The sequence below is a fragment of the Agromyces excoecariae genome, from assembly GCF_051715505.1.
Lineage (GTDB): Bacteria > Actinomycetota > Actinomycetes > Actinomycetales > Microbacteriaceae > Agromyces.
The window spans coordinates 238,143-263,921 of sequence record NZ_JBPSLA010000011.1; the positions used below are offsets into that span (position 1 = coordinate 238,143).

Below are 25,779 nucleotides of genomic sequence, written 5' to 3' on the forward strand. Positions count from 1 at the left end.
CGACGAAGTGGAGATCACGTGCCAGACCCGACACGCATCCGGGAGATCGCCGACGAGCTCTTCGCCGCCGACCGCGACCGCACGACCGTCCCGCTCCTCACCGCGCGCAACCCCGGCATGACCGTCGAGGATGCGTACGCGGTGCAACGCGAGTGGGCCGAACGGCGGATGTCTGCGGGAGCCAGGCTCGTCGGGCGCAAGATCGGGCTCACCTCGAAGGTGATGCAGGTCGCCACGGGGATCACGGAGCCCGACTACGGCGTGATCTTCGACGACATGGTCTACGAGTCCGGCTCGGTCATCGAGTTCGACCGCTTCTCGAACGTCCGGATCGAGGTCGAGCTCGCGTTCGTGCTCGCCGCGCCGCTCGAGGGCCCCGGCACCACGATCTTCGACGTGCTCCGCGCGACCGAGTACGTCGTCCCGGCGCTCGAGGTCCTGAACTCGCACATCGCGCTCGAGGGCCGCACGATCGTCGACACGATCAGCGACAACGCCGCCATGGGCGCGATGGTGGTCGGCGGGCGGCCGGTGAAGGTCGACGACGTCGACCTCCGCTGGGTGGGCGCGCTGCTCTCGCGCAACGAGACGATCGAGGAGTCGGGCGTGGCGGGCGCGGTGCTCGGCCACCCCGCGATGGGCGTGGCGTGGCTCGCGAACAAGCTCGCGCAGCACGGCCAGTCGCTCGGCGCGGGCGAGATCGTGCTCGCCGGCAGCTTCACGCGGCCCATGTGGGTGCAGCGCGGCGATACCGTCCACGCCGACTACCACGACCTCGGGAGCATCTCGTGCCGATTCGCCTGACCCTGCCGCCGACCTTCGCCGCTCGCATCGACGAGGCCGACCGCCCGCAGGTCGGCATGTGGGTCTGCTCCGGCAGCCCGCTCGTCGCCGAGATCGCCGCGGGCAGCGGCCTGGACTGGGTGCTCATCGACGGCGAGCACTCGCCCAACGGCCTCGAGTCGATCCTCGCGCAACTGCAGGCCGTCGCCGCCTACCCGGTCTCGCCCGTCGTGCGCGTGCCGTACGGCGACACGGTGGTCATCAAGCAGTTCCTCGACCTCGGCGTGCAGAACCTGCTCGTGCCGATGGTCGATTCGGCCGAGCAGGCCGCCGAGCTCGTCCGCGCGGTGCGGTACCCGACGGGCGGCGTCCGCGGTGTCGGCTCGTCGCTCGCACGCGCATCTCGCTGGAACCGCGTCGACGACTACCTCGCGACGGCGTCGACGACGGTCAGCCTGTTCGTGCAGATCGAGTCCGCCGCCGCGGTCGCCGCCGTCGGCGCGATCGCCGCGACGCCGGGCGTCGACGGCCTCTTCGTCGGGCCGGCCGACCTCGCGGCGTCGATGGGCCGTCTCGGAGCGCAGTCGCACCCGGAGGTCGTCGATGCGGTGCTCACGGCCGTCCGCGCAGGCGTCGCCGCCGGCGTGCCGGTCGGCGTGAACGCCTTCGTGCCCGCCGACGCCGAGCGCTACCTCGACGCGGGCGCGTCGTTCGTCGCGGTCGGTGCGGATGTCGCCCTGCTCGCCCGAGCGTCGGAGGCCCTCGCCGATCGATTCATCGGTGCGGCCGGACCGGCGGATGCGCCGGGCGGCACCGCGGCCGGCGCGGGCGACTCGACCGAGGCGCGTCCGAGCTACTGAGCGACCGCGACATCCGGCGCCTTGCCAGGCCGTCCACAAATCGTATATGATTTCGGATATCAGAAGACGAGGGAGTCCATGACCGCCATCGCGAAGCCCGGCAAGATCATCGCCGTGCACCTCAACTACCCGTCGCGCGCGGCGCAGCGGGGTCGCACGCCCGCTCAGCCGAGCTACTTCCTGAAGCCGCAGAGCTCGATCGGCGCGACCGGCGGCACCGTGGAGCGACCCGCCGGGACCGAGCTGCTCGCGTTCGAGGGCGAGATCGCGCTGATCGTCGGCGCGCCGGCGCGGCACGTCTCCCCCGCCGACGGCTGGTCCCACGTCGCGGCGGTCACGGCGGCGAACGACTTCGGCGTGTACGACCTCCGCGCGGCCGACAAGGGCTCCAACGTCCGCTCGAAGGGCGGCGACGGCTTCACGCCGCTCGGCCCGGTCGCGATCCCGACCGACGGCATCGGCCAGGGCGACTGGCGCGTGCGCACGTGGGTCAACGGCGAACTCGTCCAGCACGACACCTCCGACACGCTCCTCTTCGACTTCGGTCGGCTCGTCGCCGACCTCTCGCAGCACTTCACGCTCGAGACCGGCGACGTGATCCTCACCGGCACGCCTGCGGGCTCGTCGGTCGTGGTGCCCGGCGACCTCGTCGAGGTCGAGGTCGACGCGCCGGGTGCGCCCGGCGCGCCCGCGACGGGGCGACTGGCCACGACCGTCACCCAGGGCTCGGTGCGGTTCGGCGACTTCGGATCGAAGCCGGCCGTCGACGACCTCCAGCGCGTGGAGGCGTGGGGCTCCGAGGCGGAGCACGCCACCGCGGTCGCTGCCGGCCGGGCCACGCCCCTCGATGCCGCCGCCGATGGCGCGACGGATGCCGCCGGGCCCGAGTTCGAACTCACCGACGCGCTGCGCGCGCGGCTCTCGTCCGTGGCCGTCGCGACCCTCTCGGTCGCGCTCCGCAAGCGCGGATACCACGACGTGTTCATCGAGGGCGTGTTCGCGAACCACCCGGGCGACCGCATCGTCGGCCGCGCCCGCACGCTCCGCTTCATCCCCGCCCGCCCCGACCTCTTCGCCGAGCACGGCGGCGGCTACAACGCCCAGAAGCGTGCATTCGACTCGGTCGGCGCGGGCGAGGTGCTCGTGGTCGACGCTCGCGGCGAGCGCGGCACCGGCACGGTCGGCGACGTGCTCGCACTCCGGGCGAAGGTGCGCGGCGCGGCCGGAATCGTCACCGACGGGGGCGTGCGCGACTTCGACGCGGTCGCCGAGATCGGCATCCCGGTCTTCTCGCAGGGGCCGCACCCGAGCGTGCTCGGCCGCCGGCACGTGCCGTGGGAGACCGACGTGACGATCGCCTGCGGCGGCGCCGCGGTGCAGCCCGGCGACGTGATCGTCGGCGACGGCGACGGCGTCATCGTGATCCCGCCGCACCTCGTGGCCGAGGTCGCCGCCGAGGCCGCCGAACAGGACGCCGCCGACGCGTGGGTCGCCGAGCGCGTGGCCGAGGGCGAGCCGGTCGACGGGCTGTTCCCGATGGACCGTACGTGGCGCGAGCGCTACGAGCGCGAGCGCGATGGCGCGGCATCCGACGCACCGACCGCCGGGCAGCCGAGCGGCACCGGACTCCCGCCGAGCGCCGAGGCGCCGCGATGAGCGTCGAGAGCAAGTCGCAGCAGGCGTACCGATTCATCCGGGAACGCATCGACGACGGACGCTACGTGCCGGGCTACCGGCTCGTACTCGCCCAGATCGCCGGGGAACTCGCCGTGTCCGTGGTGCCCGTGCGCGAGGCCATCCGCCGGCTCGAGGCCGAGGGGCTGGTGACCTTCGAGAAGAACGTGGGCGCCCAGGTCGCGCTGATCAAGGAGACCGAGTACCTCCACACCATGCAGACGCTGGCCCTCGTCGAGGGATTCGCGACCTCGCTCACGGCGCCCTACCTCACGCCCGAGCAGCTCGGCCGGGCCCGCGCGATCAACGCCGAGATGCGGCGGACGCTCGAGGACTTCGAACCGCACCGCTTCACGGAACTCAACCTCGAATTCCATGCGGTGCTCTTCGAGGGCTGCCCGAACCCGCACGTGCTCGACCTCGTGCATCGCGGTTGGAACCGCATGCGGGTGCTCCGCGACTCGTCGTTCAGCTTCGTGCCGGGGCGAGCGCGCGCCTCGGTCGACGAGCACGAGCACATCGTCGACCTCATCGAGCAGGGCGCCGACGCGCTCGAGATCGAGCTCGCCGCCCGGCAGCACCGCACCGCGACGCTCGACGCCGTGCTCGCCTACCAGGCCACGCAGAAGCCCTCCACCGCACCGGAGGCCGTCACCACCTGACTCGGCCGGACCACCGGCCACCAGCATGCCGACGCGCGACGACGCGCGCCGCCCGCCCAGCACCATCCGGAAGGAACCGACATGACCCAGCACATCCCCGAGGGCCTGCCCGACCGCATCCGCCACTACATCGACGGCGAATTCGTCGACTCGATCGGCGGCGAGACCTTCGACGTGCTCGACCCGGTGTCGAACGAGACGTACGTGCAGGCCGCCGCCGGCCAGAAGGCCGACATCGACCGGGCGGTCGCTTCCGCGCGGCGCGCGTTCACCGAGGGCCCGTGGCCGCGGATGCTGCCGCGCGAGCGCTCGCGTGTGCTCCACCGGATCGCCGACCTCGTAGAGTCGCGCGACGCGCGCCTGGCCGAACTCGAGACCTTCGACACCGGTCTGCCGATCACGCAGGCGCTCGGCCAGGCGCGACGCGCGGCCGAGAACTTCCGGTTCTTCGCCGACCTGATCGTCGCGCAGGCCGACGACACCTACAAGGTGCCCGGCCGCCAGGTGAACTACGTCAACCGCAAGCCGATCGGCGTCGCCGGCCTCATCACGCCGTGGAACACGCCGTTCATGCTCGAGTCGTGGAAGCTCGCGCCGGCGATCGCGACCGGCAACACCGTGGTGCTGAAGCCCGCCGAGTTCACGCCGCTCTCCGCGTCGCTGTGGGCCGAGATCTTCGAGGAGGCGGGCCTGCCGCAGGGGGTCTTCAACCTCGTGAACGGCCTCGGCGAGGAGGCCGGCGATGCGCTCGTCAAGCACCCCGACGTGCCGCTCATCTCGTTCACCGGCGAGAGCCGCACGGGGCAGATCATCTTCGGCAACGCCGCGCCGTTCCTGAAGGGACTCTCGATGGAGCTGGGCGGCAAGAGCCCCGCCGTGGTCTTCGCCGACGCCGACCTCGACGCGGCGGTCGACGCGACGATCTTCGGCGTGTTCTCGCTGAACGGCGAGCGCTGCACGGCCGGCAGCCGCATCCTCGTCGAGCGCGCGGTCTACGACGAGTTCGTCGAGAAGTACGCGGCGCAGGCGAAGCGCGTCATCGTCGGCGACCCGCACGACCCGAAGACCGAGGTCGGCGCACTCGTCCACCCCGAGCACTACGACAAGGTGATGTCCTACGTCGAGATCGGCAAGGGCGAGGGCCGGCTCGTCGCCGGCGGCGGCCGGCCGGAGGGCTTCCCGACCGGCAACTACGTCGCACCGACGGTGTTCGCGGACGTCGCGAAGGACGCCCGGATCTTCCAGGAGGAGATCTTCGGACCGGTCGTCGCGATCACCCCGTTCGACACCGACCAGGAGGCGCTCGAACTCGCCAACGGCGTGCGGTACGGCCTCGCCGCCTACATCTGGACGAACGACCTCAAGCGGGCGCACAACTTCTCGCAGGCCGTCGAAGCCGGCATGGTCTGGCTCAACTCGAACAACGTACGCGACCTCCGCACGCCGTTCGGCGGTGTGAAGGCCTCCGGCCTCGGCCACGAGGGCGGCTACCGCTCGATCGACTTTTACACCGACCAGCAGGCGGTGCACATCACGCTCGGCGCCGTGCACAACCCCACGTTCGGCAAGCAGGAGCACCACGAGACCGACCTCGACGATCCCGACCCGCGCTGACCGCGCCATCCCACCGATCCATCTCATGCAAGGACGCTGAAATGACCAACCGCGACGACATGACCCTCACCTCTTCGGGCTTCTACGTCTCCCAGGAGGCGCCGATCCGTTCCGAGAACCCGATCCCGACCCCGTCGGCGCCCGCGCCCGACATCCTGCGCTGCGCCTACATGGAGCTCGTGGTGACCGACCTCGAGGCCAGCCGGAACTTCTACGTCGAGGTGCTCGGGCTCACGGTGACCGAGGAAGACGAGGAGACCGTCTACCTGCGCTCGCTCGAGGAGTTCATCCACCACAACCTGGTGCTCCGGAAGGGCCCGGTCGCCGCGGTCGCGGCGTTCAGCTACCGCGTGCGGACGCCGGAGGACCTCGACCGGGCGGTCGCCTTCTACACCGAGCTCGGATGCCGCGTCGAGCGCCGCACCGAGGGCTGGACGAAGGGCATCGGCGAGTCGGTCCGCGTCGAGGACCCGCTCGGCTTCCCGTACGAGTTCTTCCACGACGTCGAGCACGTCGAGCGCCTCGCCTGGCGCTACGACCTCTACACGCCTGGCGCGCTCGTGCGCCTCGACCACTTCAACCAGGTCACGCCCGACGTGCCGCGCGCCGTCGGCTTCATGCAGGACCTGGGCTTCCGCGTGACCGAGGACATCCAGGACGAGGCCGGGACCGTGTATGCGGCGTGGATGCGACGCAAGCCCACCGTGCACGACACCGCCATGACCGGCGGCGACGGTCCGCGCATGCACCACGTCGCGTTCTCGACGCACGAGAAGCACAACATCCTCGCCATCTGCGACAAGCTCGGCGCGCTCCGGATGTCGGACGCGATCGAGCGCGGCCCCGGCCGCCATGGCGTCTCGAACGCGTTCTACCTCTACCTCCGCGACCCCGACGGCCACCGCGTCGAGATCTACACGCAGGACTACTACACGGGCGACCCCGACAACCCCGTCGTGACGTGGGACGTGCACGACAACCAGCGCCGCGACTGGTGGGGCAACCCCGTCGTGCCGTCCTGGTACACCGAGGCGTCGCTCGTCCTCGACCTCGACGGCACCCCGCAGCCGGTCGTCGCGCGCACCGACGACTCCGAGATGGCCGTGACCATCGGCGCGGACGGCTTCTCGTACACGCGGATGGGCGACGAGGAGAAGGGCTTCAAGCTCGGCAACACCCTCTGACGGTGGGGCGGGATGCGTCGGTTCGACGCATCCCGTCATTCGTCGACGGCGCGGCGGAGTGTCGTTGTCCCCGGCCGGGCGGACCGGATATCGTCGGTCCCCTGAGACCGGTCCGGCACGGCCGCGGACCGGGACGTCCCGCCCGTGGAGGAGCGCATGGCACCTGTTCCGGAGTCGATCGACGCCGCGAGGCGCGTGGCCGGGAGGGAGTCCGGCGAGCCGCTGCTCGGCGGCGCCGTCCGGCCCCTGGCGCTCGACCGGTACGTCGACGAGCGCGGATCGCTGACGCCGCTCATGCTCGCCGAGCTCGGGTTCGCGGTCGCCCGCGCGTTCGTCGTGACCGCACCGGCCCGCGCCGTCCGCGGCGGGCACGCGCACCGCAGCGTACGGCAGGTGCTCTTCCGCGCGAGCGGACGCATCGAGGTCGAATTCCGCAGCGGCGGCGCGACGGCGCGGCTCACGCTCGACGAGGCGAATCCGGCCGTGCTCGTCGACGTCGGCGTGTGGGCCGAGCAGACGTACGCCGTGGACGGTTCGACGCTCATCGTGTTCGCCGACGGCGCGTACGACCGGAGCGAGTACCTCGACGACGACCGAGGCCTCGACAGGTCCGCCCCGTGACCCGGCGGCGCGTGGCAGTGCTCGGTGCGGGCATCATGGGAAGCGCCACCGCGATCGAACTCGCCCGACGCGGGCTCGACGTGACCCTCATCGACCGCGAGCCGGCACCGATGTCGGCGACGAGTCGCTGGAACGAGGGCAAGATCCACCTCGGGTTCCTGTACGGCGCCGACCCGACGACGGCGACCGCCGAGCACATCCTCCCGGGCAGCCTGGCCTTCGGCGACCGGGCGCGCGAGCTGATCGGCACCGAGCTCGACGGTCACGTGACGCGCGACGACGACCTCTACCTGCTCCACCGCGACTCGGTCGTGGATGCCGACACGATGCGGGCGAAGTTCCGCGCGATCGGCGAGCTCGTGAGGCGGCATCCCGATGCGATGCGGTACCTCGTCGACGTGTCGGACGCGCGCGTCACCGAGGTCGCGCCCGACGAACTCGCGCAGATCGCCGGCGACGACATCGTCGCGGGCTTCCGCGTGCCCGAGCGATCCGTCGATACGCGCTGGTTCGCCGATCGGCTCGCCGCGGCCGTCGCGGCCGAGCCCGGCGTTACCGTTCGAGCGGGCACCACGGTCGTCGGTGCCGAGCCGATGCGCTCCGACGATGGCGCATGGCGCGTCCGCATCGCGGACGGCGACGACGAGGTCGCGGACGTCGTCGTCAACGCACTCTGGAACGGTCGCCTGCCCGTCGACGTCAGCGCCGGCGTGGACCCGGAGCCGCCGTGGACGCACCGGTTCCGGCTCTGCGTCTTCGTCCGCACGCGCACCGGGCACCGGATTCCGAGCGCCCTCGTCGCCGTCGGCCCGTTCGGCGACGTGAAGAGCTACACCGACCGCGACTTCTACCTCTCGTGGTACCCCGAGGGCCTCGTGGCGGAGGGCGGCGACCTCGAACTCGCGGCACCCCCGATTCCGGTCGGAGCCGAGGCCGGCGCGTTCGTCCAGCGGGTCCGGTCGGCCCTCGGGAGGCTCGTGTCGGGAATCGACGAGGTGCTCGAGGATGCCGAGGACGTCGTCGTCCACGGCGGCTTCGTCTTCGCCCAGGGCCGGGGGGCGCTCGACGACCCGGGATCCGACCTGCACCGACGCGACCGATTCGGGATCCGGCGACGCGGCTCGTACCACTCCGTCGACACCGGGAAGTACTCGACCGCGCCCTGGAGCGCCCGCATGCTCGCCGAGGAGATCGCCGGATGACCGGCCCGTCGCCCACGTCGGGTGCCGCGCCGGCTCGGGACGCCGCGACCGCGTGGAACCCGCTCGTGACCGCACTCGTGCCCACCTACAACGGCGCGGAGTTCATCCAGCGCACGCTCGACAGCCTCGCAGCGCAGACCTGGCCGAACCTCGAGATCCTCATCGGCGACGATCGCTCGACGGATGACACGCTGGAGGTCGTCCGTCGCTTCGCCGATCGGCACCCGCGCACACGGATCGTCGAGCGCGAGCGCAACCTCGGATGGCTGGGGAACTCGAACGACCTGATGGGGCGCGCGGCCGGAGAGCTGCAGTTCTTCGCGTTCCACGACGACATCGTCGCGCCGACGTACGTCGAACGACTGGTCGCCGCCCTCGCGGCGAACGAGGGCGCCGTGCTCGCGTTCACCGACATGGAGGTGCACGAGCTCGACGGTCGCCTCGAGCTCCACGTGTTCGACGAACTCGAGGGCCTGCACTCCCCGGTCGAACGGGGTCGCGTGATGGTGCGCCGTCCCGGGTTCTGGTGGGTGCCGAACCGCGGGCTCTTCCGGACGACGGCGTTCCGTCAGGTCGGCGGCATCCACCCGAACGAGCAGGGCGAGTACTCGGCCGATTGGACGTGGCTGCTCGGCCTCTCGCTGATCGGCGAGTTCGTCCGCGTGCCCGAGGTGCTGTGCACGAAGTTCTACAGGTCCGGCAGCCTCTCGAAGACCTGGCCGCACGACGTCGATCAGGTCGCCGCGCTCCGGAGGTCGGGCGTCGCGGAGATCCGGCGGAGTTCGCTCCCGGCCCGGCAGAAGACGATGCTGACCGGGTACCTGATGCGGAGGATCTACGGCCGTCGCCTTCCCGGACCCGTCAAGGGCGCCTTCCGCCGACTGGGCCTCTGAGTCGCGGCGCGGACGCGCCTTGGCGCATGCGACGGCCGGAACGGCCGCTCCGGCGCGCGAACAATAGCGGAAACCGCCCTGCACCGGAATGGCTGGACGTCCCATCGATCCGCGCGGAATGCTGGTCACGTGATCGAGAACCAGGGAACGACCGCTTCGCGGGCGATCACGACCGGGGGGACGACCCCGGGGGACGACCGTCCCCCGGGGCCCGACGGTTCTCGATCCGCCGTGCGCCGCACGGCGTCATCGCCCATCAGAAAGGCACTTCCGTGAACACCCTGCTCATCATCGTCGGCATCATCGCCATCATCCTGCTGTTCACCGGCGGCTTCGTGCAGTCGCTGAACTTCCTGCTCTGGGTGGGCATCGTCCTGCTCGTCCTCGCCGTGATCGTCTGGCTCGTCCGGACCCTCACCGGCAACCGGAGCGTCTGATCGGCATCGCCGGGTCGCGTGCGCGCGACCCGGCGATCAGGCCTCGGTCGAGGTCGCGTCGCCGCCCGCACCATCACGGTGCCGGGCGGCGTCCTCGTTCCCGGAGGACGGATCGCGCGGCTCGGTGATCGATACGTCGGGGACGTCGCCGAGCGACGCGTCATCCGGCGCAGCATGCGGTTCGACGAGTTCCATCGCCTCGATCATCCCGGCGAGGAACCGCGCCACGACCCCGAGTTCCCGCTGGTCCAGTCCGTCGGCGACCTCGATCATCGCCTGGTGCATCCGCCCGAGCGTCGCCCGCACCTCCGCATCGCTGTCCGTCGTGCTCGCTACCACGAGCGAGCGCCGGTCGGACGGATGCGGACGACGCACGAGGTGTCCGCTGCGCTCGAGTCGGTCGATGAGCACCGTCGTCGACGCGGTCGAGATCCCCAGGAGCTTCGCGAGCATCCCGGGCGTCAGCATCTCGCCGTCGCGCTCGGCGCGCAGCACGTACCGCAGCGCCAGGAGGTCGGTCTCGCCCATGCCCATCGAGTCCCGCGTCCGACGTCGCATCTCCTGGTCGGCCGTCCGGTATCGGCGCAACAGGTTGAGCACGTCGACACTGCCGAGGCGGGAGTCGTCGGCCTCGTACCAGTAGCCGCTCGACTCGAATCCGCTGGGACGACTGGACACCCTGACACCCTAGTCCCGGCCCCGAGTGCTTTCGTGCGCGCACGTCCAAGCGAGTCGCGCGCGCGGGCAACGCGCGCTGCCGCGAGGCTGCCTACCGTGGAACCCCGACTCAACGTGGAGGTGCCATGAACAGCCCGATCCCAGTCCTCGAGGACACGCGCTCCGATCTGCTCGCCGAGATCACGCCCCAGCACGGCGAACGCCGCGAGATCCTCGACCCGGCGACGGGCGGTCTCGTCGGACACGCCCCCGTGCACACCGTCGAGGACCTCGAAGCGGCGATCGCCCGCGCGAAGGCCGCGCAGCCCGCGTGGGCCGCGCTCGGGCACGAGCGGCGGAGCGAGTTGCTCATGCTCGCCGCCGACGCGATCGACGCCGAGGCGGAGGCCCTCGCGCACGTGCTCTCGCGGGAGCAGGGCAAGCCGCTGAACGGTCCGAACGCGCGATTCGAGGTCGGCGCGGCATCCGGGTGGATGCGGGCTGCCGCGGCGACGCCGCTCGAGGCCGAGGTCGTCGTGGACGACGGCGAGACCCGCGCCGAGCTCCACTACCGGCCGATCGGCGTCGTCGGCGCGATCGGACCGTGGAACTGGCCCCAGATGATCACCGTCTGGCAGGTCGCGCCGGCGCTCCGCATGGGCAACACGGTCGTCGTGAAGCCGTCGGAGTACACCCCGCTCAGCGTGCTCGCGCTCATCGAGGTCATCAACCGCGTCCTGCCCGCGGGTGTCGTCGAGGTCGTCTCGGGCGGCCGCGACGTCGGCGCGGCGCTCGCGTCGCACCCGTCGGTCGGCAAGGTGATGTTCACCGGCTCCACCGCGACCGGCAAGGCGATCATCCGTAGCTCGGCCGAGACGGTCAAGCGACTCACGCTCGAGCTCGGCGGCAACGACGCCGGCATCGTGCTGCCCGACGTCGACCCGAAGTCGATCGCCGAGGGCGTCTTCTGGGGCGCGTTCATCAACACGGGGCAGACCTGCGCCGCGCTGAAGCGCCTGTACGTGCACGACGACGTCTACGACGCGGTGTGCGAGGCCCTGGTCGACGTCGCACGGGCGATGCCCATGGGCGTCGGCCTCGACGAGGCGAACGTGCTCGGGCCGCTGCAGAACCGGCAGCAGTTCGACATCGTCGATCGCCTGGTGGAGTCGGCGAAGGCCGACGGCGCGCGAGTCCTGCTCGGCGGCGACCCGGATCGCACGCGCCCCGGCAACTTCTACCCGACGACGCTCGTGGCCGACATCGACGACCGCGCCGCACTCGTGCAGGAGGAGCAGTTCGGTCCGGCGCTGCCGATCATCCGCTACCACGACCTCGACGAGGCGATCGCGATGGCCAACGGGGTCGAGGTCGGGCTCGGCGCCTCCGTGTGGTCGACCGACCGCGACGCGGCGCGCCGCATCGCCGCGCGCCTCGAGGCCGGCACCGTGTGGATCAACGCGCACGGCGCGGTCCACCCGATGGCGCCGTTCGGCGGCGCGAAGCAGTCGGGCTACGGGCTCGAGTTCGGCGTCGAGGGCCTCAAGGCGCTCGGCGTGCCGCAGGTCGTCAACGGCTGACCCGCGCAGTGCCCACGGGGGTGGGCGGGGAACGGGCCGGGGGCGCGATCGCGCTCCCGGCCCTCGTCGCGCAGTGGCCGCGCCGCGCCGCGGGTCGGAGTGGCGCGCCGCGTATCGTTGACCCCGACGCTCCGGCGTCGCGAGAGGGGACCATGCCGAAGATCGTCGACCACGACGCGCGCCGCCTCGAGATCGTGCACGCGACCTGGCGCCTCATCGCCGAGAAGGGCTTCCGCGCCACCACGATGCGCGAGATCGCGAAGGCGTCTGGTGTGGCGAACGGCGGGCTCTTCCCCTACTTCCGCAACAAGGAGGAGCTGATCGGGGCGACATTCGAGCACGTGTTCGCGGCGACGAACGAGCGCTTCGCGGCCGTGCGAGCCGACCTCGAGGGCATGGCGGCGCTCCGCGAGCTGATGCTGCAGATCTTCCCCCTCGACGACGAGCGGATCCTCGAGGCGCGCATCGTCATCCCCTTCTGGGAGTACGCCGCCAACGAACCCGACCTGCTCGCCCTGCACGAGCGCACCATGGACCAATGGCGGGTCGAGATCGGCAGCCATCTCGCCGATGCGAAGCGCCTCGGCGAGATCCGCGACGACGTCGACATCCCCGTCGTCGTCGACCACTTCATGGCCATGCTCGACGGTGTGCAGGTCATCGCCGTCGTCGCGCCGGCGAGCGCCGCGGCCGACCGGCTGACCCGGTTGCTCGACGGGTACCTCGACCTGCTGCGCTGACCGCCGACGGCGACGGATGCCGCTGTGTCGACGCCTCGGGTCAGTTGATGATCTCGCCCCGTTCGTCGGCCGCGAGCTCCGCCAGCCGGTCGCGCCACTGCTGCAGCGCCTCCGGCGTGAGCCGGCTCCAGTCGTCGACCTCGCCGACGACCCGCAGCGGTTCGGAACTCCGATACGACCGTGTCGGGTTGCCGGGGAACTTCTTGTCGGTGACGTTCGGGTCGTCCTCGAACGGACCGGTCGGCTCGACGGCGTAGACCCGCGGCGGGCCGTCGCCGGGGGCGAGCTCGGCAGCGAGGCCGGCGCCATCCGGAAGCGCCGTGAAGTAGACGTGGTTCATCACCACGTCGGGGCGGTAGTTCGATCGGAACCCCGCCTTCAGCAGGTCTCCGACCTGCAGGTCGGCCTTCGTGCCGTGGTAGAACGGCCCCTCGTCGATCACGTCGCCCACCGGGACAGCGTAGACCGCCGCCGCCGAGCTCCGAGCTCGCAGTCGCAGCCGGGGTTGACGCCGAACGCTCGTCCGAGCGCAGTTGGGACCGGACCGTGTTGTCCGCGGCAGTTCCGAGGACTATCGTCCGGTCCTACCGGATGCAGTCGTGCGAAGGGAGTGATGTGGGCGACCGTGCACGGGATCATGGCACCGAACGGAGCTCGCCGGCCGTGCGCCGAGTTCGGCTCGCGCCAACGTGGGACCGACCCGCCGCGGTGACGATCCTCGCGATCATGGTCCCCTTCATCCTGATCCTTCTGGCCCTGTCCGGCCTCAACGTCCGAGCGCCCGCCTGCCCCCAGGATCCGGCATGCAACCAGCTGATGATGGGTACCGGTGCCGCGATGCTCGCGTGGCTCCCGCCTCTCGTGTTCCTGGCCGCCCTCGTCATCACGACCGCACGGTGGAGGCGACACCTGCCGGTCTTCTGGATCGCGTTGCTCGCGATGATTCTGGTGGTCGTGGTTCTCGTGGTCTCGGCCCTGCTCATGAGCTGGGCCTGGTGACCGGTCCCGGCTCTTCCGCACTGCACGCCTTCAGGCTGCTCGGCGCCGCCCTGACCTCGTCCTTCCCTGAGTCCACGAGACGCAGAAGGGGCGGATGCCGCTCGTGCGACATCCGCCCGTGCGAATTCGATCGGATCCTCTCCCCGGGTCGTCAGGCCCCGTGCCCGTGCCCCGAGCACGAGCACGCGCCCGCCTCGCAGTGGCATCCGCCGAGCGCGGCATCCGTGTGGCAGGCCATGCCGAGTGACTCGGAGGACGGGACGTTCAGCGTGGGGTTCCGCCCGAAGAAGCCATAGGGCTTCAGGGTGAACTTCGCGTAGTCGACGGGCATGACCGGCCAGTCCTCGACGCGCGGGAAGTGCGTTGGGCCGAAGGTGTGCCAGAGCACGATGTCCTCGCCGTCGATCGAGCGGTCGGCCTCGGTGTAGCGCGGGAGGCCGTCGCCGCCGGGGTTCTGGTTCACGAGGTCGCCCGCCGGGTAGCGCTCGCCCTGGTCGTAGCGCGTGACCCAGAGGTGCTTGCGCGTGAAGCCGGCGCGCTTGGCGATGACCGACTCGGGGTCGGCGAGCAGGGTCGGCGTCCCCTCCGCCCTGAGCTCGTAGCCGACGGGCCGGCCGAGACGGTTCTGCCGCTCGGTGTTGACGATGTGCCACACGCGACCGGCGACGGGGTCCGCGTCGCGCGCGCCCTCCGCCTCGGTGCGCAGGCGCGTGGTGCGCTTCGTGAACGCGTTGCCGTAGGCGTTGCCCTCCCCCATCGGCACGCGCACCGCGTCGACCTCCTCGACCGCGTTCGCGACGCCGTCGACCATCATGTCGAGGCGCGCGCTGAACAGGTGCTGGTGGTAGGGCGCCCCGAGCCCGGGAGCGACCTCGCTCGCGTGGTCGCCCGCCTCCGGGTCGTAGGCCGACGAGAAGAGCACGCCCGTGAGCTTCGCCTCGCACTCGATCGTGCCGTCGAGGTAGAGGTACCAGTAGAAGCCGTAGTCGTAGTTGCCGACCGTGGTGAAGAAGCTGATCACGAGGCGCCGCTGGCGGCGCACCTCGTTCGAGCCCGTGTAGATGTCGGTGTGCTTCCAGAGGGTGCCGTAGTCCTCCTCGTGCATGCAGATCGCGTTCGGGATGACGCGGGGGTGTCCGAACTCGTCGGCGATGGTCGCGTCGAAGTAGCGGATCTCCCCGAGGCAGTCGCACCCGAGCTGGAGGGAGTTCGCGTAGCGGCCGAAGACGTACTCCCCCGTGTCGAAGTAGTTCTGCCAGAAGCGCGCGGGCGACGGGTCGCCGTAGGGCACGACCATCTCGGCGATGGAGGCGCGGTAGACGATATCGCGCTCGATGCCGCCCTGGTCGGCGTCGACGTAGCGGATACGGCGGAGGACGAGCCCCTCGCGCGCATCGAACCCGAGCGAGAAGCGCCAATTCGCCCAGCTGACCCGATCCTCCTCGACGGTGAAGCTCGGCCCCTCGGGCTGGGTGATGCTGATCGGCTTCAGCGTGTCGAGCGGCGCGCCCTGCACCTCGGGGTCGTCGAAGTTGCCCGACTCGGCGGGGATCTCGTAGACCTTGTGGTCGACGAGCTCGAACATCCGGCCCTCGATCATGTCGACGTACGCGCAGAGGCCGTCGACGGGGTGCGCCCAGCAGTGGTCCTGCTCGTCGTGCCGCATGAAGGCGAGCACGCGGATGACGCGACGCCCGCGCTCGGCCTCGAACCCGTATTCACCCGCGGAGAGCGGGGCGAGGGCGACCTGCTCGTGGGTGATGCCGCGCTTGGCGAGGGCCTCGTGCCACTCGGGCTCGGCGCCGAGGAGGTCGTAGATCGCCTCGAACTCGACGTCGAGGATCGGGACCTGCCCGTTCGCGCCGTCGATCTCGGTTCGGCCGACGATCGCGCGGTCGGTGACCGACACGCGGACGTCGGCGGATGCGCCGGTCGCACGGTCGAGAAGCAGCACCCGGACGATCCGCGGCAGTTCGACTCCTGCGAGGACGTCGGGCTTCGCCGGCTCGTCGAGTCCGACGTAGACGAAGCGGGTCTGCTCGGCGAGGAGACCGGCTTCAGCCAGGATCTCGCGCGTGGCGTCGATCTCGTCGGCCGAGAGGCCGCGCATCGGATCGATCGCGGGCGCGCTCGGATCGGGCGTGTGGTGCCGCTCAGCGGCTCGGGTGGTCGACATCGTCGTCATGGTGCACCTCGTTTTTCTCTACGTTTGTCGAGTAATATAACCGGACTCGCCGGAACAGGGAAGATTCGGGGAACGAATGGCCGAGATCGCACACGGAGTCATGCTCGCGGGCGCGCTCGCCGGGACCGGGGCGACGCTCGCCCGGGGTCGACGGCTCCGGACCCTCGACGCGCTGGCCGCGATGGCCATGCTCGCTGCGATGCTCGATACCGCCGTCACTGGAATCCTTCCCGGAGTGGCATGGGCGGGCATCCTCGTCATCGCAGGCCTCGCGATCGGCATCCGATCACGACTCGACCGGTCGCGCCGATCCGCCTCGGCTGCGCCCGGGCGAGCTCGGCCGGCCGGCGACGACGGCCGCCCGCTCGACGACCTGCACCACGCACTCGCCCTCATCGCGACCGGATGGCTCGTGGCCGCCGCCGATGGCGGCGACGGCGGGGCGATCGCCGGCACGCACACGCACGCCGCCCCACTGCTCGCCGCCGTGTCCATCGGGGTGCTCGCGGTGGTGGTGCTCGGCGTCTGGGTCGCGCTTCGCGCGCTGCGCTCGGGCCGCGGCGGGATCGGACACGGCGTCGTGGCGGCGAGCATGACCGTCATGCTCGCCGCCATGGTCGCTCCCGGCCTCGCGACGTCGCTCGGTGTTTAGACCCCTCGGTGCGCCGGCACCTCGACCGCGGCCGCCTCGGCCTCCTCGATGCCGTGGCCGACCCTGGCGTACAGCGCCGGGTTCCGCCGACGGATGACGAGCCCCCACACGACCCCGGCGATGCCCGGGACGATCAGCAGTGCGGGCAGCACGAACGTGACCGCGGTGGTCTCGGCCTGCCCGAGCAGCACGTTGAAGTTCGCGAGGATGAGCACGAACACGGCGAACAGCACGATCGCCGAGATCGCCGGCGCGATGAGCGTCTGCCAGGCCCCGAGTCCGCGCCGGTCGCGGCGGAAGAAACCGATGACCGCGATAGCGATGACCCCCATCAGCAGCACCAGCCCCATGGCACCCGTGTTGGTGAGCCACGTGAACATGGTGAGGACCGGGTAGAGGAACTCGACCGGCGCGAAGTCGGCCTTCAGCCCCACGACCTCGCCGGCGACGACGAAGCCGAGCGTGACGACGATCGCGATCACGCTCTGGGCGACCGAACCCGCCCACGGCGCACGCGAGGCAGCACGCACCGCGCCCAGGCCGCGGTGCAGCACGCCCTCGCGTCCGAGCGAGAAGAGGTAGCGCGCGACCGCGTTGTGGAAGGACTGCAGCGCTGCGAAGAGGCTCGTGAGGAACAGCACCTGCATGAGGTCGCTCACGATGACCGGTGCGTGCTCGCCCATGAAGACGAACATCAGGTCGGGACCATAGGTCGCCGAGGCCTCGACGATCTGCGACGGCCCGATGCCGACCGTGAAGGCCCAGGCGCTGAACGCGTAGAACACGCCGATGATGGCGACCGCGGCGTACGTCGCCCGCGCGACCGTGCGCTTCGGGTCCTTCGACTCCTCGCCGTAGATCGCGGCCGATTCGAAGCCCATGAACGCGGCGACGCCGAACGAGAGCACGGCGCCGACGCCCGGGACGAACAGGTTGGCCGGCTCGATGCCGGCCGTACTCACGCCCTCCGGCGCCACGGCGAACGACACGAGGTCGAACACGAGGACGGCCGCGAACTCGAGGGCGACCAGGATCCCGAGCACCTTCGCCGAGAGGTCGACCCGATTCACGCCGAGCGCGCCGACGACGGCGATGCAGGCGAAGATCCAGATCCACCACGGCGTGACGATGCCGAGCTTCGCCTCGAGGAACATCGACATCTGGAAGCCGAACAGGCCGTAGATGCCGACCTGCATGGCGTTGTAGGCGACGAGCGCGACGAGCGAGGCGCCCACTCCGAACGGCCGGCCGATGCCCTGGGCGATGTAGGCGTAGAACGCGCCGGCGTTCGTGACGTACCGGCTCATCGCGGCGTAGCCGACGGCGAAGACCGCGAGGGCTGCGGCGAGCACGATGAAGCCGACGGGCACGCCGATCACGCCAGTGACGGCGAAGGTGGTGGTCACGCCGCCGGCGACCACGGTGAGCGGCGCCGACGCCGCGATGATCATGAGGGTGACGGATGGCACGCCGAGGCGCCGGTGGCCGAGTGCGCCGGTCGCCGCCGGCGTCGACGTCGTCGTCATTGAGGAGGTCATGGCTGGGGATCCCTTGGTCGACGGACGGGCGAGCCACGGCGGCATCGCCCGGTTCCGGCCCATGGTTCCGTGCGCCGACGTCCGGGACTTGTCGCAGAGCGTACGCCGGTTGACCTCGACCGCAGACCCGCTCTGTCGAATTTCGCTCAACGAGCGTAGAGTTTCCTCTCGACCCGGACATCGACGTCCCGCCCAGAGATGAGGTGCATGCCGTGCCCCACGGATCCTCCCCCGCGCTCGCCTCGGATGCGCCCGCCATCGACGCCTCCGCACTGCCCCTCGACTTCGCCGAGTTCAGTGCGCTCGCCTCGCAGTCCTTCGTGCCGCTCCGCGTCCGCTCCGACGATCCGGACGCATTCCGCGGCGACATCCGTGCCTCGGTCGGGGATGACATCCACCTCTCCGTGGTCACGGCCACGGGCCACGAGATCCACCGGACGCCCGAACTCGTCGCGCGGTCCGAGCATCGCTCGTTCAAGCTCGGACTCCAGCTCTCCGGCACCGGCCTGCTCATCCAGGACTCCCGGGAGGCGGTGCTCCGACCCGGAGACCTCACGATCTACGACACCGACTCGCCCTACACGCTCGTCTTCGAGGAGGCCTTCAGCACGCTCGTGCTCATGGTGCCGCACCGGATGCTCGAACTGCCCACCGGAGCCGTCCAGGGCATGACCGCCGCGCGCATCGCCGGCGACCACGGCCTCGGGCGGGTCGTCGCGCGATTCCTCGCCGAACTCGCCGGCGACCTCGACCAGTTGGGGGGTCCCGTCGGCGGCCGGCTGGCCCGCAATGCCGTCGACCTCGTGACGACGCTCTACGCGCGCGAGCTCGACGTCGCGCGCGACGCCGAGCGACCTCACCGGGCGATGCTCCGCGGCATCCAGGCGTGGCTGGACGACCGCCTCGGCGACCCCGACCTCACGCCCGCGACGATCGCCGCGGCGCACTTCATCTCCACGCGCCACCTGCACGCGCTCTTCCACGAGGAGGGCCTCACGGTCTCCAGCTGGATCCGCTCGCGGCGACTCGACCGCTGCCGGCGTGAACTCCTGGACCCGCTCGCGGCCCACCGGCCGGTCTGCCAGGTCGCCGGTCGTTGGGGGTTCGCGGATGCCGCGCACTTCAGCCGCGCCTTCCGCGCCGAGTTCGGAGAACCGCCGAGCGCCGTCCGGGCGCGCGCGACGGCCGCGTGAACCGTCTCGTGGTCAGGCGAGGAAGTCGATCGCCGCGTCCTTGAAGGTGCGGGACGTGAGCGTCGACACGTGGTCGCGCCCACGGATCGTGATGAGGTCGCTCCCCCAGTCGAGCGCGAGCTGCTGGACACCCACCGGCACCGGGTCCTCCTCGCCCGCGACGAACAGCACGGGGATGCCCCCCGGTATCGCGAGCGGGGCGCCAGAGACGCCCTGCACGCACGCGAGGAGCGCGTCGCGATCGGCGCCGGCGCGGATCGCCGGGCCGAGGACCTGGGCGATCACGGGATTCCGCGGCGGCGTGCCCTCGACGAGGTACCCGCGCGCGTCGGCGATGTCCCACGATGCGAAGAGCTCGGTGGGACCGGCACCGCCCACGACGACGCGACGCACGCGATCGGGGGCGAGTTCGCAGAGCGCGGAGATGACGCGGTTGCCCATCGAGTAGCCCACGGCGTCGCAGCGCGCCGCGCCGGCCGAGTCGAGCACGGCGACGAGGTCGGCGCCGAGCCGGTCGGGCGCGTACGCGTCGGCGGTCACCGGCTTGTCGCTCGCGCCGTGACCACGGAGGTCGGTCGTGATCACGCGACGCCCCGACTCCACGAGCGCGCGGACCCAGCCGGTGCCGTCCCACGTGATCGTCGAGTCCGATGCGAACCCGTGCACGAGGAGCACGGGCGGGCGGCCCGTCTCGGCGTCGTCGCCGTGCACGCGATACGCGATGAGCACCCCGTCGGGCGACTCGGCGTGCAGGATCGGGGCCGGGGACGGCTGCCCGATCACGCGCGACCCGCCTCGTCGTCGGCCGTCGAGCCGGCGCCATCCGCTCCCCCGGCGTCGCCGGACCCGGCGTCGTCCGCCTCGGGAGGCTCGACCACCTCGCCCGGCGGCAGCTCCGACGAGTCGACGATCGCCGCACCGGCGTGCCCGAGCTCGGCGATCGCGGCCTCGGACGACTCCGGCGCGACGCCCGCCACCAGGTCGCGGAGCACGCGCACGTGCCGCCCGTGCTCGATCGCATCGAGCGCGCTCGCGCGCACGCAGTAGTCGGTCGCGATCCCGGCCACGTCGACGTCGGTGATGCCATGGCGTTCGAGCACCTCGGAGATCGACGCGCCCGAGTCATCCGTGCCCTCGAAGATCGAGTACGCCGGCACGCCCTGGCCCTTGCGGATGTGCACGTCGACGGCGCTCGTGTCGAGCGCGGGATGGTACTCGGCGCCGGGCGTCCCAGCCATGCAGTGCTGCGGCCACGTGGTCGCGAAGTCGGGCTCGGCCTCGGTCGCGAAGTGGCCGCCGTTGTCGTCATCGGGGTTGTGCCAGTCGCGGGATGCCACGACGAGGTCGTACCGGTCGCCGTGCTCGGCGAGGTACGCCGTGATGCCGGCGGCCACGGCCGCACCGCCGTCGACGCCGAGCGCGCCGCCCTCGGTGAAGTCGTTCTGCACGTCGATGATGAACAGGGCCCGACTCATGATCGGCTCCTTCGCTCCTCGGGTCTCGGGCGGGGATCCTCCGGCCGCCGCTCCCATTCTGTCGCGATTCGCGGATGCCGCGGCAGGCCCTCGGTCACTCGTTCGAGAGTTCGTCGCCGCAGCGGTAGAAGCCGGTCGTGAGGGTGTCGATCGCGACCTTCGCATCGGGCGTGATCTGCGAGACGTCGCCGAGCGCGTAGATCGCGAACGTGAGGGTCGTGCCGTCCTGCGCGTGGATGATGCCACCGAGCGTGTAGCCCGTGTCGATCCACCCGGTCTTGGCGAACACGGCGCCGTGCGCGACGGCGTTGTCGCCCGCGAACCGGTCGGCGTACGACAGCGACCCGCGCTGTCCGGCGATCGGGAGCCCGTCGCGGATGACGCCGAGGTTGCCCTCACGGGCCTCGACCTTCGCGAACAGTCGCGTGAAGTAGGCGGGCGGCACCGCGTTGTCGGGCGAGAGTCCCGAGCCGTCGACGACGTGGATGCCGCCGCGTGCGATGCCGTAGGTCTCGAGCACTTGTCGCACCGCCGGGTCGATCGCCTCGAACGTGTTGCCGGTGCCCGTCGCGATCGCGACCTGCCGGGCGAGCATCTCGGCGACGGTGTTGTCGGAGACGACGAGCGACTTGTCGATGAGCTGCGCGACCGTCGGCGACCAGACCCGCCCGAGCTCGGTCGCCCCGGAGGGCGCCGTGCCACGCTCGATCACCGAGACGCCGCCGAGCTCGGCGGCGAAGGCGTCGCCCGCGCGGCCCACGGCGTCGGCGCCGCGGCGCGAGGTGTTGGCGTACGGGTCGTCGCGGTCGCCGTCCACCATGAGCGCCGTGATCTCGGGCATGTACCCGAGATCGCGCTCGGTCGGCGCCCAGCTCGCATGCCAGGTCTCCCCGCCGAAGTACGAGGAATCGAGGACGAGCTTCGTGAGCGGCGGGTTGGACGGATCGGCATCCCACGCGGCGCGCACCTGACGCGCGAGGTCGTCGAGGTGGGCAGCGCCGGGATAGACGGTCTCGTTCCCGGTCGCGGTCCGCGAGAGCGTCAGGTCGCCGCCGCCGACGAGCACGACCGACCCGGGCTCCGAGCCCTTCACGACGGTGGTCGCGAAGCGGTCGTCGGGCGAGAACACGGCGAGCGCGGCCGCCGCCGTGACGACCTTCATGACGCTCGCGGTGCGCGACGCCGTGCGCCCGCCACGGTCGAAGAGCACCTCGCCGGTCGTGGCGTTCATGACCTGGGCCTGGAGGTTCGCCAGTCGCGGATCGGCCGCGAGCCCGGCGACCGAGCAGGTGCGGACGCGTGCCGCAGGTTCCGGGGTCGGCGTCGGCGTGGTCGTCGGCGTCGGGGTCGGCGTCTCGATCGCGGTCGGCGTGGGGGTCGCCGACGGCACCGGTGATGCACCGCCCGTCATCGTCGCGGCGAACGCGACGGCGCCTCCGAGCAGTCCGAGCGCGGCGACCGCGGCGACGGCGGCGAGCACCCGGTGCTCGGCGATCAACGAGCGGATGCCGCGTGGCCGCGCAGTCGTCGACGGGACGGGCTCGCCGGACGATCCGGGCTCGCCCCGCCCGGGCGTCGCGCCCGTGGCATCCGTCTCGTCGCTCACCCGGGCATTGTACGGACGCCACCCGGACGACTCCCGAGTGCGGGACGCCGTCGATCGCCGCTCCCCCGACGTCAGGGGGCGGATTCCGCGAGCGCGGGCTCGCCGCAGAAGTCCCTGATCACCCGTCCGATCACGGCGGTGAGGGCGTCGAGCGACGCCACCGACACCCACTCCTCGTCGGCGTGTGCGCCCCCGCCGGACGGCCCGACGAGCACGACGTGGATGCCCGCGGCCCGGATGAGCCCCGCGTCGGTCCACCAGGGGTCGCCACGGCGGATCGCGGGAGCCCCGGTGACGGCCTCGACCGCGCCGATCACGGCACGCGCGATGCGACTCGCGGCCTCGGCTTCCATCGCGGGTCGCGCGACGAGGGCGGCGATCCGAGCGGGTCGTGAGGCCACGAGCACGCGCTCGAGCTCGGCGGTCGGATCGACATCGCCGGGCAGGGTGCGCCGCTCGACGACGAGCACGCAGCGATCGGCGACGGTCGCGGCATCGGAGCCGCCCTCGATGGTGGCCACGCGCACGCTGCCCGACCCGAGCAGCGGATGCCGCGGCCGCGCGCCGAGCTCGGCCGCGAACCTGCGCAGGGCGATGAGCCCGTCGAGCGCGCGATCGATCGCGTCGACCCCGAGACCCGGCTGCGAGCCGTGCGCCGCGACGCCGTCGTACTCGACCCGATACCAGGCGAACCCCCGGTGCGCGAGCGTGACGGCGAGGTCGGTCGGTTCGAGCACGACGGCGCCATCGGGGCGGGGCTGCGCCGACTCGGGATGCGTCGCCTCGGCGTCGATCGCGAGCAGGAGCTCGCTCATGCCGGTGGAACCGAACTCCTCGTCGGCGGCGAAGGCGAGGACGACGTCGCCTGCGAGGTCGCGGGGTGCCTGCGTCGCCGCGACCATCGCCGCGGCGAGTCCTCCGGCCATGTCGTACGCGCCGCGGCCGACGATGCGCTCGGACTCGGCGTCGGAATCGCCATCCGTGCCGGTGCCGGTGCCGGTGCCGGTGCCTCCGACGGTGTCGAGATGACCGACGAGCAGCAGCGTCCGGCCGCCGCCGGGGCCCCGGCGTCGAGCGAGGACGCTGGGGCGTCGAGGGTCGGCGCCCACGAGTCGCACCTCGAAGCCACGCTCGGCGAGCCACTCCGCGACGACCGCGGCGATCTCGCGCTCACCCGCCCCACCGACGACGAGCGACGGATTCGTCGCGTCGATGGCGACGAGCCGGCGCGTCAGTGCGACGACCTCGCCGTCGGACGTCCCCGACACGCCAGCGCTCCTCCGGTCGTGCGCGCCCGATCAGCCCTCGCCCGGGTAGCGCAGGCCGATCTCCGCGCGGATGCGGTCGAGCGTGCCCATGATCGCGACCGACTCCTCCGTCGGCAGGATGTCGCCGCCGTCGAGCCGACCGTCGGCGACGAGCTGCTCGAGCGCCGCGGCCTGGTAGTGCATGCCGCGGCCGTTCACGTCCGAGGCGAACTCCTCGATCACGGTGTCGTCGTGTCCGATGACGCGGAAGCTCGTCGGCGTGTACCAGACGCCGTCGATCTCGATGCGCGCCTCCGAGCCGAGCACGAGCGCACGGTTCGGCCCGCGCGCGTCGCTCGCGGAGAACGTCGAGGCGATCCGCCCGTCGGCGTAGCCGAACTGCACGGCGACCTGCGCGTCGGCGCCGGTCTGCTTGAAGATGGCGGTCGACTGGATCACGGCGGGCTCGCCGAAGAGGTCCCATGCGAACGAGACCGGGTAGATGCCGAGGTCGAGCAGCGCGCCGCCGCCGAGTTCCAGGCTGTTCAGCCGGTGACCCGGATCGTCGGAGAGCTTCTGCGTGTGGTCCGCGATCATCGAGCGCACCTCGCCGATGACGCCCGACGCGATGATCTCGCGGATGCGCACCATGTGCGGGAGGTACCGGGTCCACATCGCCTCGAGCACGAGCACGCCCCGCGCGCGGGCCGCGTCGGCCACGATGCGGGCTTCCGCCTCGTTCAGCGTGAACGGCTTCTCGACGAGGACGTGCTTGCCCGCTTCGATCGCCGCGAGGGCCGACGCCGCGTGCCACGGATGCGGCGTGGCGACGTAGATCGCGTCGACGTCGGGATCGGCCAGCAGCGCGTCGTAGCTGTCGTGGGCCGTGGGGATGCCGTGTTCATCGGCGAACGCCTGAGCCGACTCGGCGGACCTCGAACCGACGGCCCGCACGTCGAAGCCGTTGGCCAGCAGGTCGGAGGTGAAGAGGCGGGCGATGCCGCCGGTCGCCAGGATGCCCCATCGCAGTCGTGCCGTCATGCGCGCCAGCCTATCGGCGACCCTCCGTCCCGGGGGATCCGGAGATGGTCATCCTGATGACACCTGTTCTGGGATGTGCGGCGGTCCCATGTTTGCCGCTAGATTTCGGCCATGTCGGCACATTCGAACCGAAGGAGCCGCATCGTCGGCTCGATCGCCGGGGCCACCGTCGCCCTCGTCGCCGTATTCTTCGGCGCCGCTCCATCCGCCCTCGCCGCCAAGCCCGACCCCGTCAACCGGTACGTCGCGCTCGGCGATTCCTACGCCGCGGGGCAGGGTGCCGGCATCCCGCTCGACGAATGCCTCAGGTCGGATGCCGCGTATCCGGTCCTGCTCGATGCGGTGCCGAGGACGAACCTGCTCCGCCAGGCCGCGTGCAGAGGTGCGACGATCGCGGATGTCGCGTCGACGCAGCTCTCGCAGGTGAACCGCGGCACGACCCTCGTGACGCTCACCGTCGGCGGCAACGACCTCGGCGTCGGCGAGATCTTCGAGATCTGCGCGCCCGCCCCGGAATCGCTGGAATGCGCCATCGCCGTCCGCGAGGCCGAGCAGCTCCTCGCCTCCGGAGTCATCGGACAGCAGCTGGCCGGACTGCTGGTCGACATCGCGAAGCGCGCACCGAACGCGCGCATCGTCGTGACCGATTACCCGGTCCCCTTCGTGAGCGGATGGAGCGTTCTGACCGACACGGTGAACGCCGCGACCCTCGCACTCGACGACCAGATCGGCACCGCGGTGGACACCGTCGGCGCGATGAGCATCGAGGTGGAGTACACGAGCCTCGCGTTCGCGTATGTCGGCCATCAGGTCGGCGACCTCGACCCGTGGCTCGGCGCCGACCAGTTCGACCCGCTGACCTTCCTGCACCCGACCGCGGTCGGCCAGGGCGTCTACCGCGACGCGATCCTGCTGGTGCTGGCGAGCTAGGGGCCA

Annotated in this window: 24 protein-coding genes and 1 pseudogene; 16 read left to right on the plus strand and 9 right to left on the minus strand. The window is 71.4% G+C overall.

Features of this window, described 5'->3' with window-relative positions; genetic code table 11:
• The first annotated feature begins 18 nt into the window (after positions 1–18).
• The 10 genes from hpaH to ACSJD1_RS11390 all read left to right on the plus strand — a co-directional run bounded on the left by hpaH (position 19) and on the right by ACSJD1_RS11390 (position 9,930).
• Positions 19–804, plus strand: a complete 786-nt coding sequence (gene hpaH / locus ACSJD1_RS11345; protein ID WP_438855411.1) for a 2-oxo-hept-4-ene-1,7-dioate hydratase — start codon at positions 19–21, stop codon at positions 802–804.
• Positions 789–1,643, plus strand: a complete 855-nt coding sequence (locus ACSJD1_RS11350; RefSeq protein ID WP_438855412.1) for an aldolase/citrate lyase family protein — start codon at positions 789–791, stop codon at positions 1,641–1,643. Before hpaH ends, ACSJD1_RS11350 begins: the two co-directional genes overlap by 16 nt.
• Before the next feature lie 78 nt (positions 1,644–1,721).
• Positions 1,722–3,299, plus strand: a complete 1,578-nt coding sequence (locus ACSJD1_RS11355) for a fumarylacetoacetate hydrolase family protein (protein WP_438855413.1) — start codon at positions 1,722–1,724, stop codon at positions 3,297–3,299.
• Positions 3,296–3,979: a GntR family transcriptional regulator gene (locus ACSJD1_RS11360; RefSeq protein WP_438855414.1), complete on the plus strand. Its 684-nt coding sequence runs from the start codon at positions 3,296–3,298 to the stop codon at positions 3,977–3,979. The genes ACSJD1_RS11355 and ACSJD1_RS11360 overlap by 4 nt, the downstream gene beginning before the upstream one ends.
• 81 nt (positions 3,980–4,060) lie before the next feature.
• A complete protein-coding gene (gene hpaE, locus ACSJD1_RS11365) occupies positions 4,061–5,593 on the plus strand; it encodes a 5-carboxymethyl-2-hydroxymuconate semialdehyde dehydrogenase (RefSeq protein ID WP_438855415.1) in 1,533 nt (510 codons plus the stop codon).
• Positions 5,594–5,634: 41 nt separating this feature from the next.
• Positions 5,635–6,777, plus strand: coding sequence for a 3,4-dihydroxyphenylacetate 2,3-dioxygenase (hpaD, locus tag ACSJD1_RS11370; protein WP_438855416.1), 1,143 nt, complete (start codon positions 5,635–5,637; stop codon positions 6,775–6,777).
• 156 nt (positions 6,778–6,933) lie between these two features.
• A complete protein-coding gene (locus ACSJD1_RS11375; protein WP_438855417.1) occupies positions 6,934–7,398 on the plus strand; it encodes a sugar 3,4-ketoisomerase in 465 nt (154 codons plus the stop codon).
• A 17-nt stretch (positions 7,399–7,415) separates the two neighbouring features.
• Positions 7,416–8,600 carry an NAD(P)/FAD-dependent oxidoreductase gene (locus tag ACSJD1_RS11380; protein WP_438855493.1) on the plus strand — a complete coding sequence of 395 codons (1,185 nt, stop codon included), beginning with the start codon at positions 7,416–7,418 and terminating at the stop codon, positions 8,598–8,600.
• Positions 8,597–9,493, plus strand: a complete 897-nt coding sequence (locus tag ACSJD1_RS11385) for a glycosyltransferase family 2 protein (protein WP_438855418.1) — start codon at positions 8,597–8,599, stop codon at positions 9,491–9,493. The genes ACSJD1_RS11380 and ACSJD1_RS11385 overlap by 4 nt, the downstream gene beginning before the upstream one ends.
• A gap of 272 nt (positions 9,494–9,765) precedes the next feature.
• On the plus strand, positions 9,766–9,930 hold the full coding sequence (locus ACSJD1_RS11390) for a hypothetical protein (protein WP_400994221.1): 165 nt from the start codon (positions 9,766–9,768) through the stop codon (positions 9,928–9,930).
• A gap of 36 nt (positions 9,931–9,966) precedes the next feature.
• On the opposite strand, the gene ACSJD1_RS11395 is transcribed toward ACSJD1_RS11390, so the two are convergent.
• Positions 9,967–10,608 (minus strand): MarR family winged helix-turn-helix transcriptional regulator, encoded by a 642-nt coding sequence (locus tag ACSJD1_RS11395; RefSeq protein WP_438855419.1) that lies wholly within the window; start codon positions 10,606–10,608, stop codon positions 9,967–9,969.
• A 125-nt stretch (positions 10,609–10,733) separates the two neighbouring features.
• Here ACSJD1_RS11395 and ACSJD1_RS11400 point away from each other — a divergent pair, with 125 nt between their 5' ends.
• Complete coding sequence (locus ACSJD1_RS11400) at positions 10,734–12,167, plus strand: aldehyde dehydrogenase family protein (RefSeq protein WP_438855420.1); 1,434 nt, start codon at positions 10,734–10,736, stop codon at positions 12,165–12,167.
• Positions 12,168–12,319: 152 nt separating this feature from the next.
• Positions 12,320–12,907, plus strand: a complete 588-nt coding sequence (locus ACSJD1_RS11405; protein WP_438855421.1) for a TetR/AcrR family transcriptional regulator — start codon at positions 12,320–12,322, stop codon at positions 12,905–12,907.
• Positions 12,908–12,947: 40 nt separating this feature from the next.
• Here ACSJD1_RS11405 and arr read toward each other — a convergent pair whose 3' ends face one another.
• On the minus strand, positions 12,948–13,358 hold the full coding sequence (gene arr / locus ACSJD1_RS11410; protein ID WP_438855422.1) for an NAD(+)--rifampin ADP-ribosyltransferase: 411 nt from the start codon (positions 13,356–13,358) through the stop codon (positions 12,948–12,950).
• A gap of 275 nt (positions 13,359–13,633) precedes the next feature.
• On the opposite strand from arr, the gene ACSJD1_RS11415 reads away from it, so the two are divergent.
• Positions 13,634–13,906 (plus strand): hypothetical protein, encoded by a 273-nt coding sequence (locus ACSJD1_RS11415; RefSeq protein WP_438855423.1) that lies wholly within the window; start codon positions 13,634–13,636, stop codon positions 13,904–13,906.
• Between the two features lie 151 nt (positions 13,907–14,057).
• On the opposite strand, the gene ACSJD1_RS11420 is transcribed toward ACSJD1_RS11415, so the two are convergent.
• Positions 14,058–16,091, minus strand: coding sequence for a primary-amine oxidase (locus ACSJD1_RS11420; protein WP_438855424.1), 2,034 nt, complete (start codon positions 16,089–16,091; stop codon positions 14,058–14,060).
• Positions 16,092–16,167: 76 nt separating this feature from the next.
• Here ACSJD1_RS11420 and ACSJD1_RS11425 point away from each other — a divergent pair, with 76 nt between their 5' ends.
• The gene (locus ACSJD1_RS11425; RefSeq protein ID WP_438855425.1) at positions 16,168–16,743 is read left to right on the plus strand and encodes a hypothetical protein; all 576 of its coding nucleotides are present in this window, start codon (positions 16,168–16,170) and stop codon (positions 16,741–16,743) included.
• Here ACSJD1_RS11425 and ACSJD1_RS11430 read toward each other — a convergent pair.
• Positions 16,740–18,281 (minus strand): APC family permease, encoded by a 1,542-nt coding sequence (locus tag ACSJD1_RS11430; RefSeq protein ID WP_438855426.1) that lies wholly within the window; start codon positions 18,279–18,281, stop codon positions 16,740–16,742. The two genes, ACSJD1_RS11425 and ACSJD1_RS11430, sit on opposite strands and share 4 nt — an antisense overlap.
• Before the next feature lie 257 nt (positions 18,282–18,538).
• On the opposite strand from ACSJD1_RS11430, the gene ACSJD1_RS11435 reads away from it, so the two are divergent.
• A complete protein-coding gene (locus ACSJD1_RS11435) occupies positions 18,539–19,474 on the plus strand; it encodes an AraC-like ligand-binding domain-containing protein (RefSeq protein WP_438855494.1) in 936 nt (311 codons plus the stop codon).
• A 12-nt stretch (positions 19,475–19,486) separates the two neighbouring features.
• Here the strand turns inward: ACSJD1_RS11435 and ACSJD1_RS11440 are convergent, their stop codons facing one another.
• The 5 genes and pseudogenes from ACSJD1_RS11440 to ACSJD1_RS11460 form a co-directional block, all read right to left on the minus strand.
• Positions 19,487–20,257: an alpha/beta fold hydrolase gene (locus ACSJD1_RS11440; protein WP_438855427.1), complete on the minus strand. Its 771-nt coding sequence runs from the start codon at positions 20,255–20,257 to the stop codon at positions 19,487–19,489.
• 119 nt (positions 20,258–20,376) lie between these two features.
• A pseudogene (locus ACSJD1_RS11445) lies at positions 20,377–20,949 on the minus strand (isochorismatase family protein); the annotation flags it as partial.
• Between the two features lie 94 nt (positions 20,950–21,043).
• Positions 21,044–22,555, minus strand: a complete 1,512-nt coding sequence (locus ACSJD1_RS11450) for a D-alanyl-D-alanine carboxypeptidase/D-alanyl-D-alanine-endopeptidase (RefSeq protein WP_438855428.1) — start codon at positions 22,553–22,555, stop codon at positions 21,044–21,046.
• A gap of 71 nt (positions 22,556–22,626) precedes the next feature.
• A complete protein-coding gene (locus ACSJD1_RS11455; RefSeq protein ID WP_438855429.1) occupies positions 22,627–23,823 on the minus strand; it encodes a M20/M25/M40 family metallo-hydrolase in 1,197 nt (398 codons plus the stop codon).
• A gap of 30 nt (positions 23,824–23,853) precedes the next feature.
• Entirely contained in the window at positions 23,854–24,843 is a 990-nt protein-coding gene (locus tag ACSJD1_RS11460) for a Gfo/Idh/MocA family protein (RefSeq protein ID WP_438855430.1), read from the minus strand.
• Positions 24,844–24,954: 111 nt separating this feature from the next.
• Here ACSJD1_RS11460 and ACSJD1_RS11465 point away from each other — a divergent pair, with 111 nt between their 5' ends.
• Positions 24,955–25,773 carry an SGNH/GDSL hydrolase family protein gene (locus ACSJD1_RS11465; RefSeq protein ID WP_438855431.1) on the plus strand — a complete coding sequence of 273 codons (819 nt, stop codon included), beginning with the start codon at positions 24,955–24,957 and terminating at the stop codon, positions 25,771–25,773.
• The last annotated feature ends 6 nt before the right edge of the window (positions 25,774–25,779 follow it).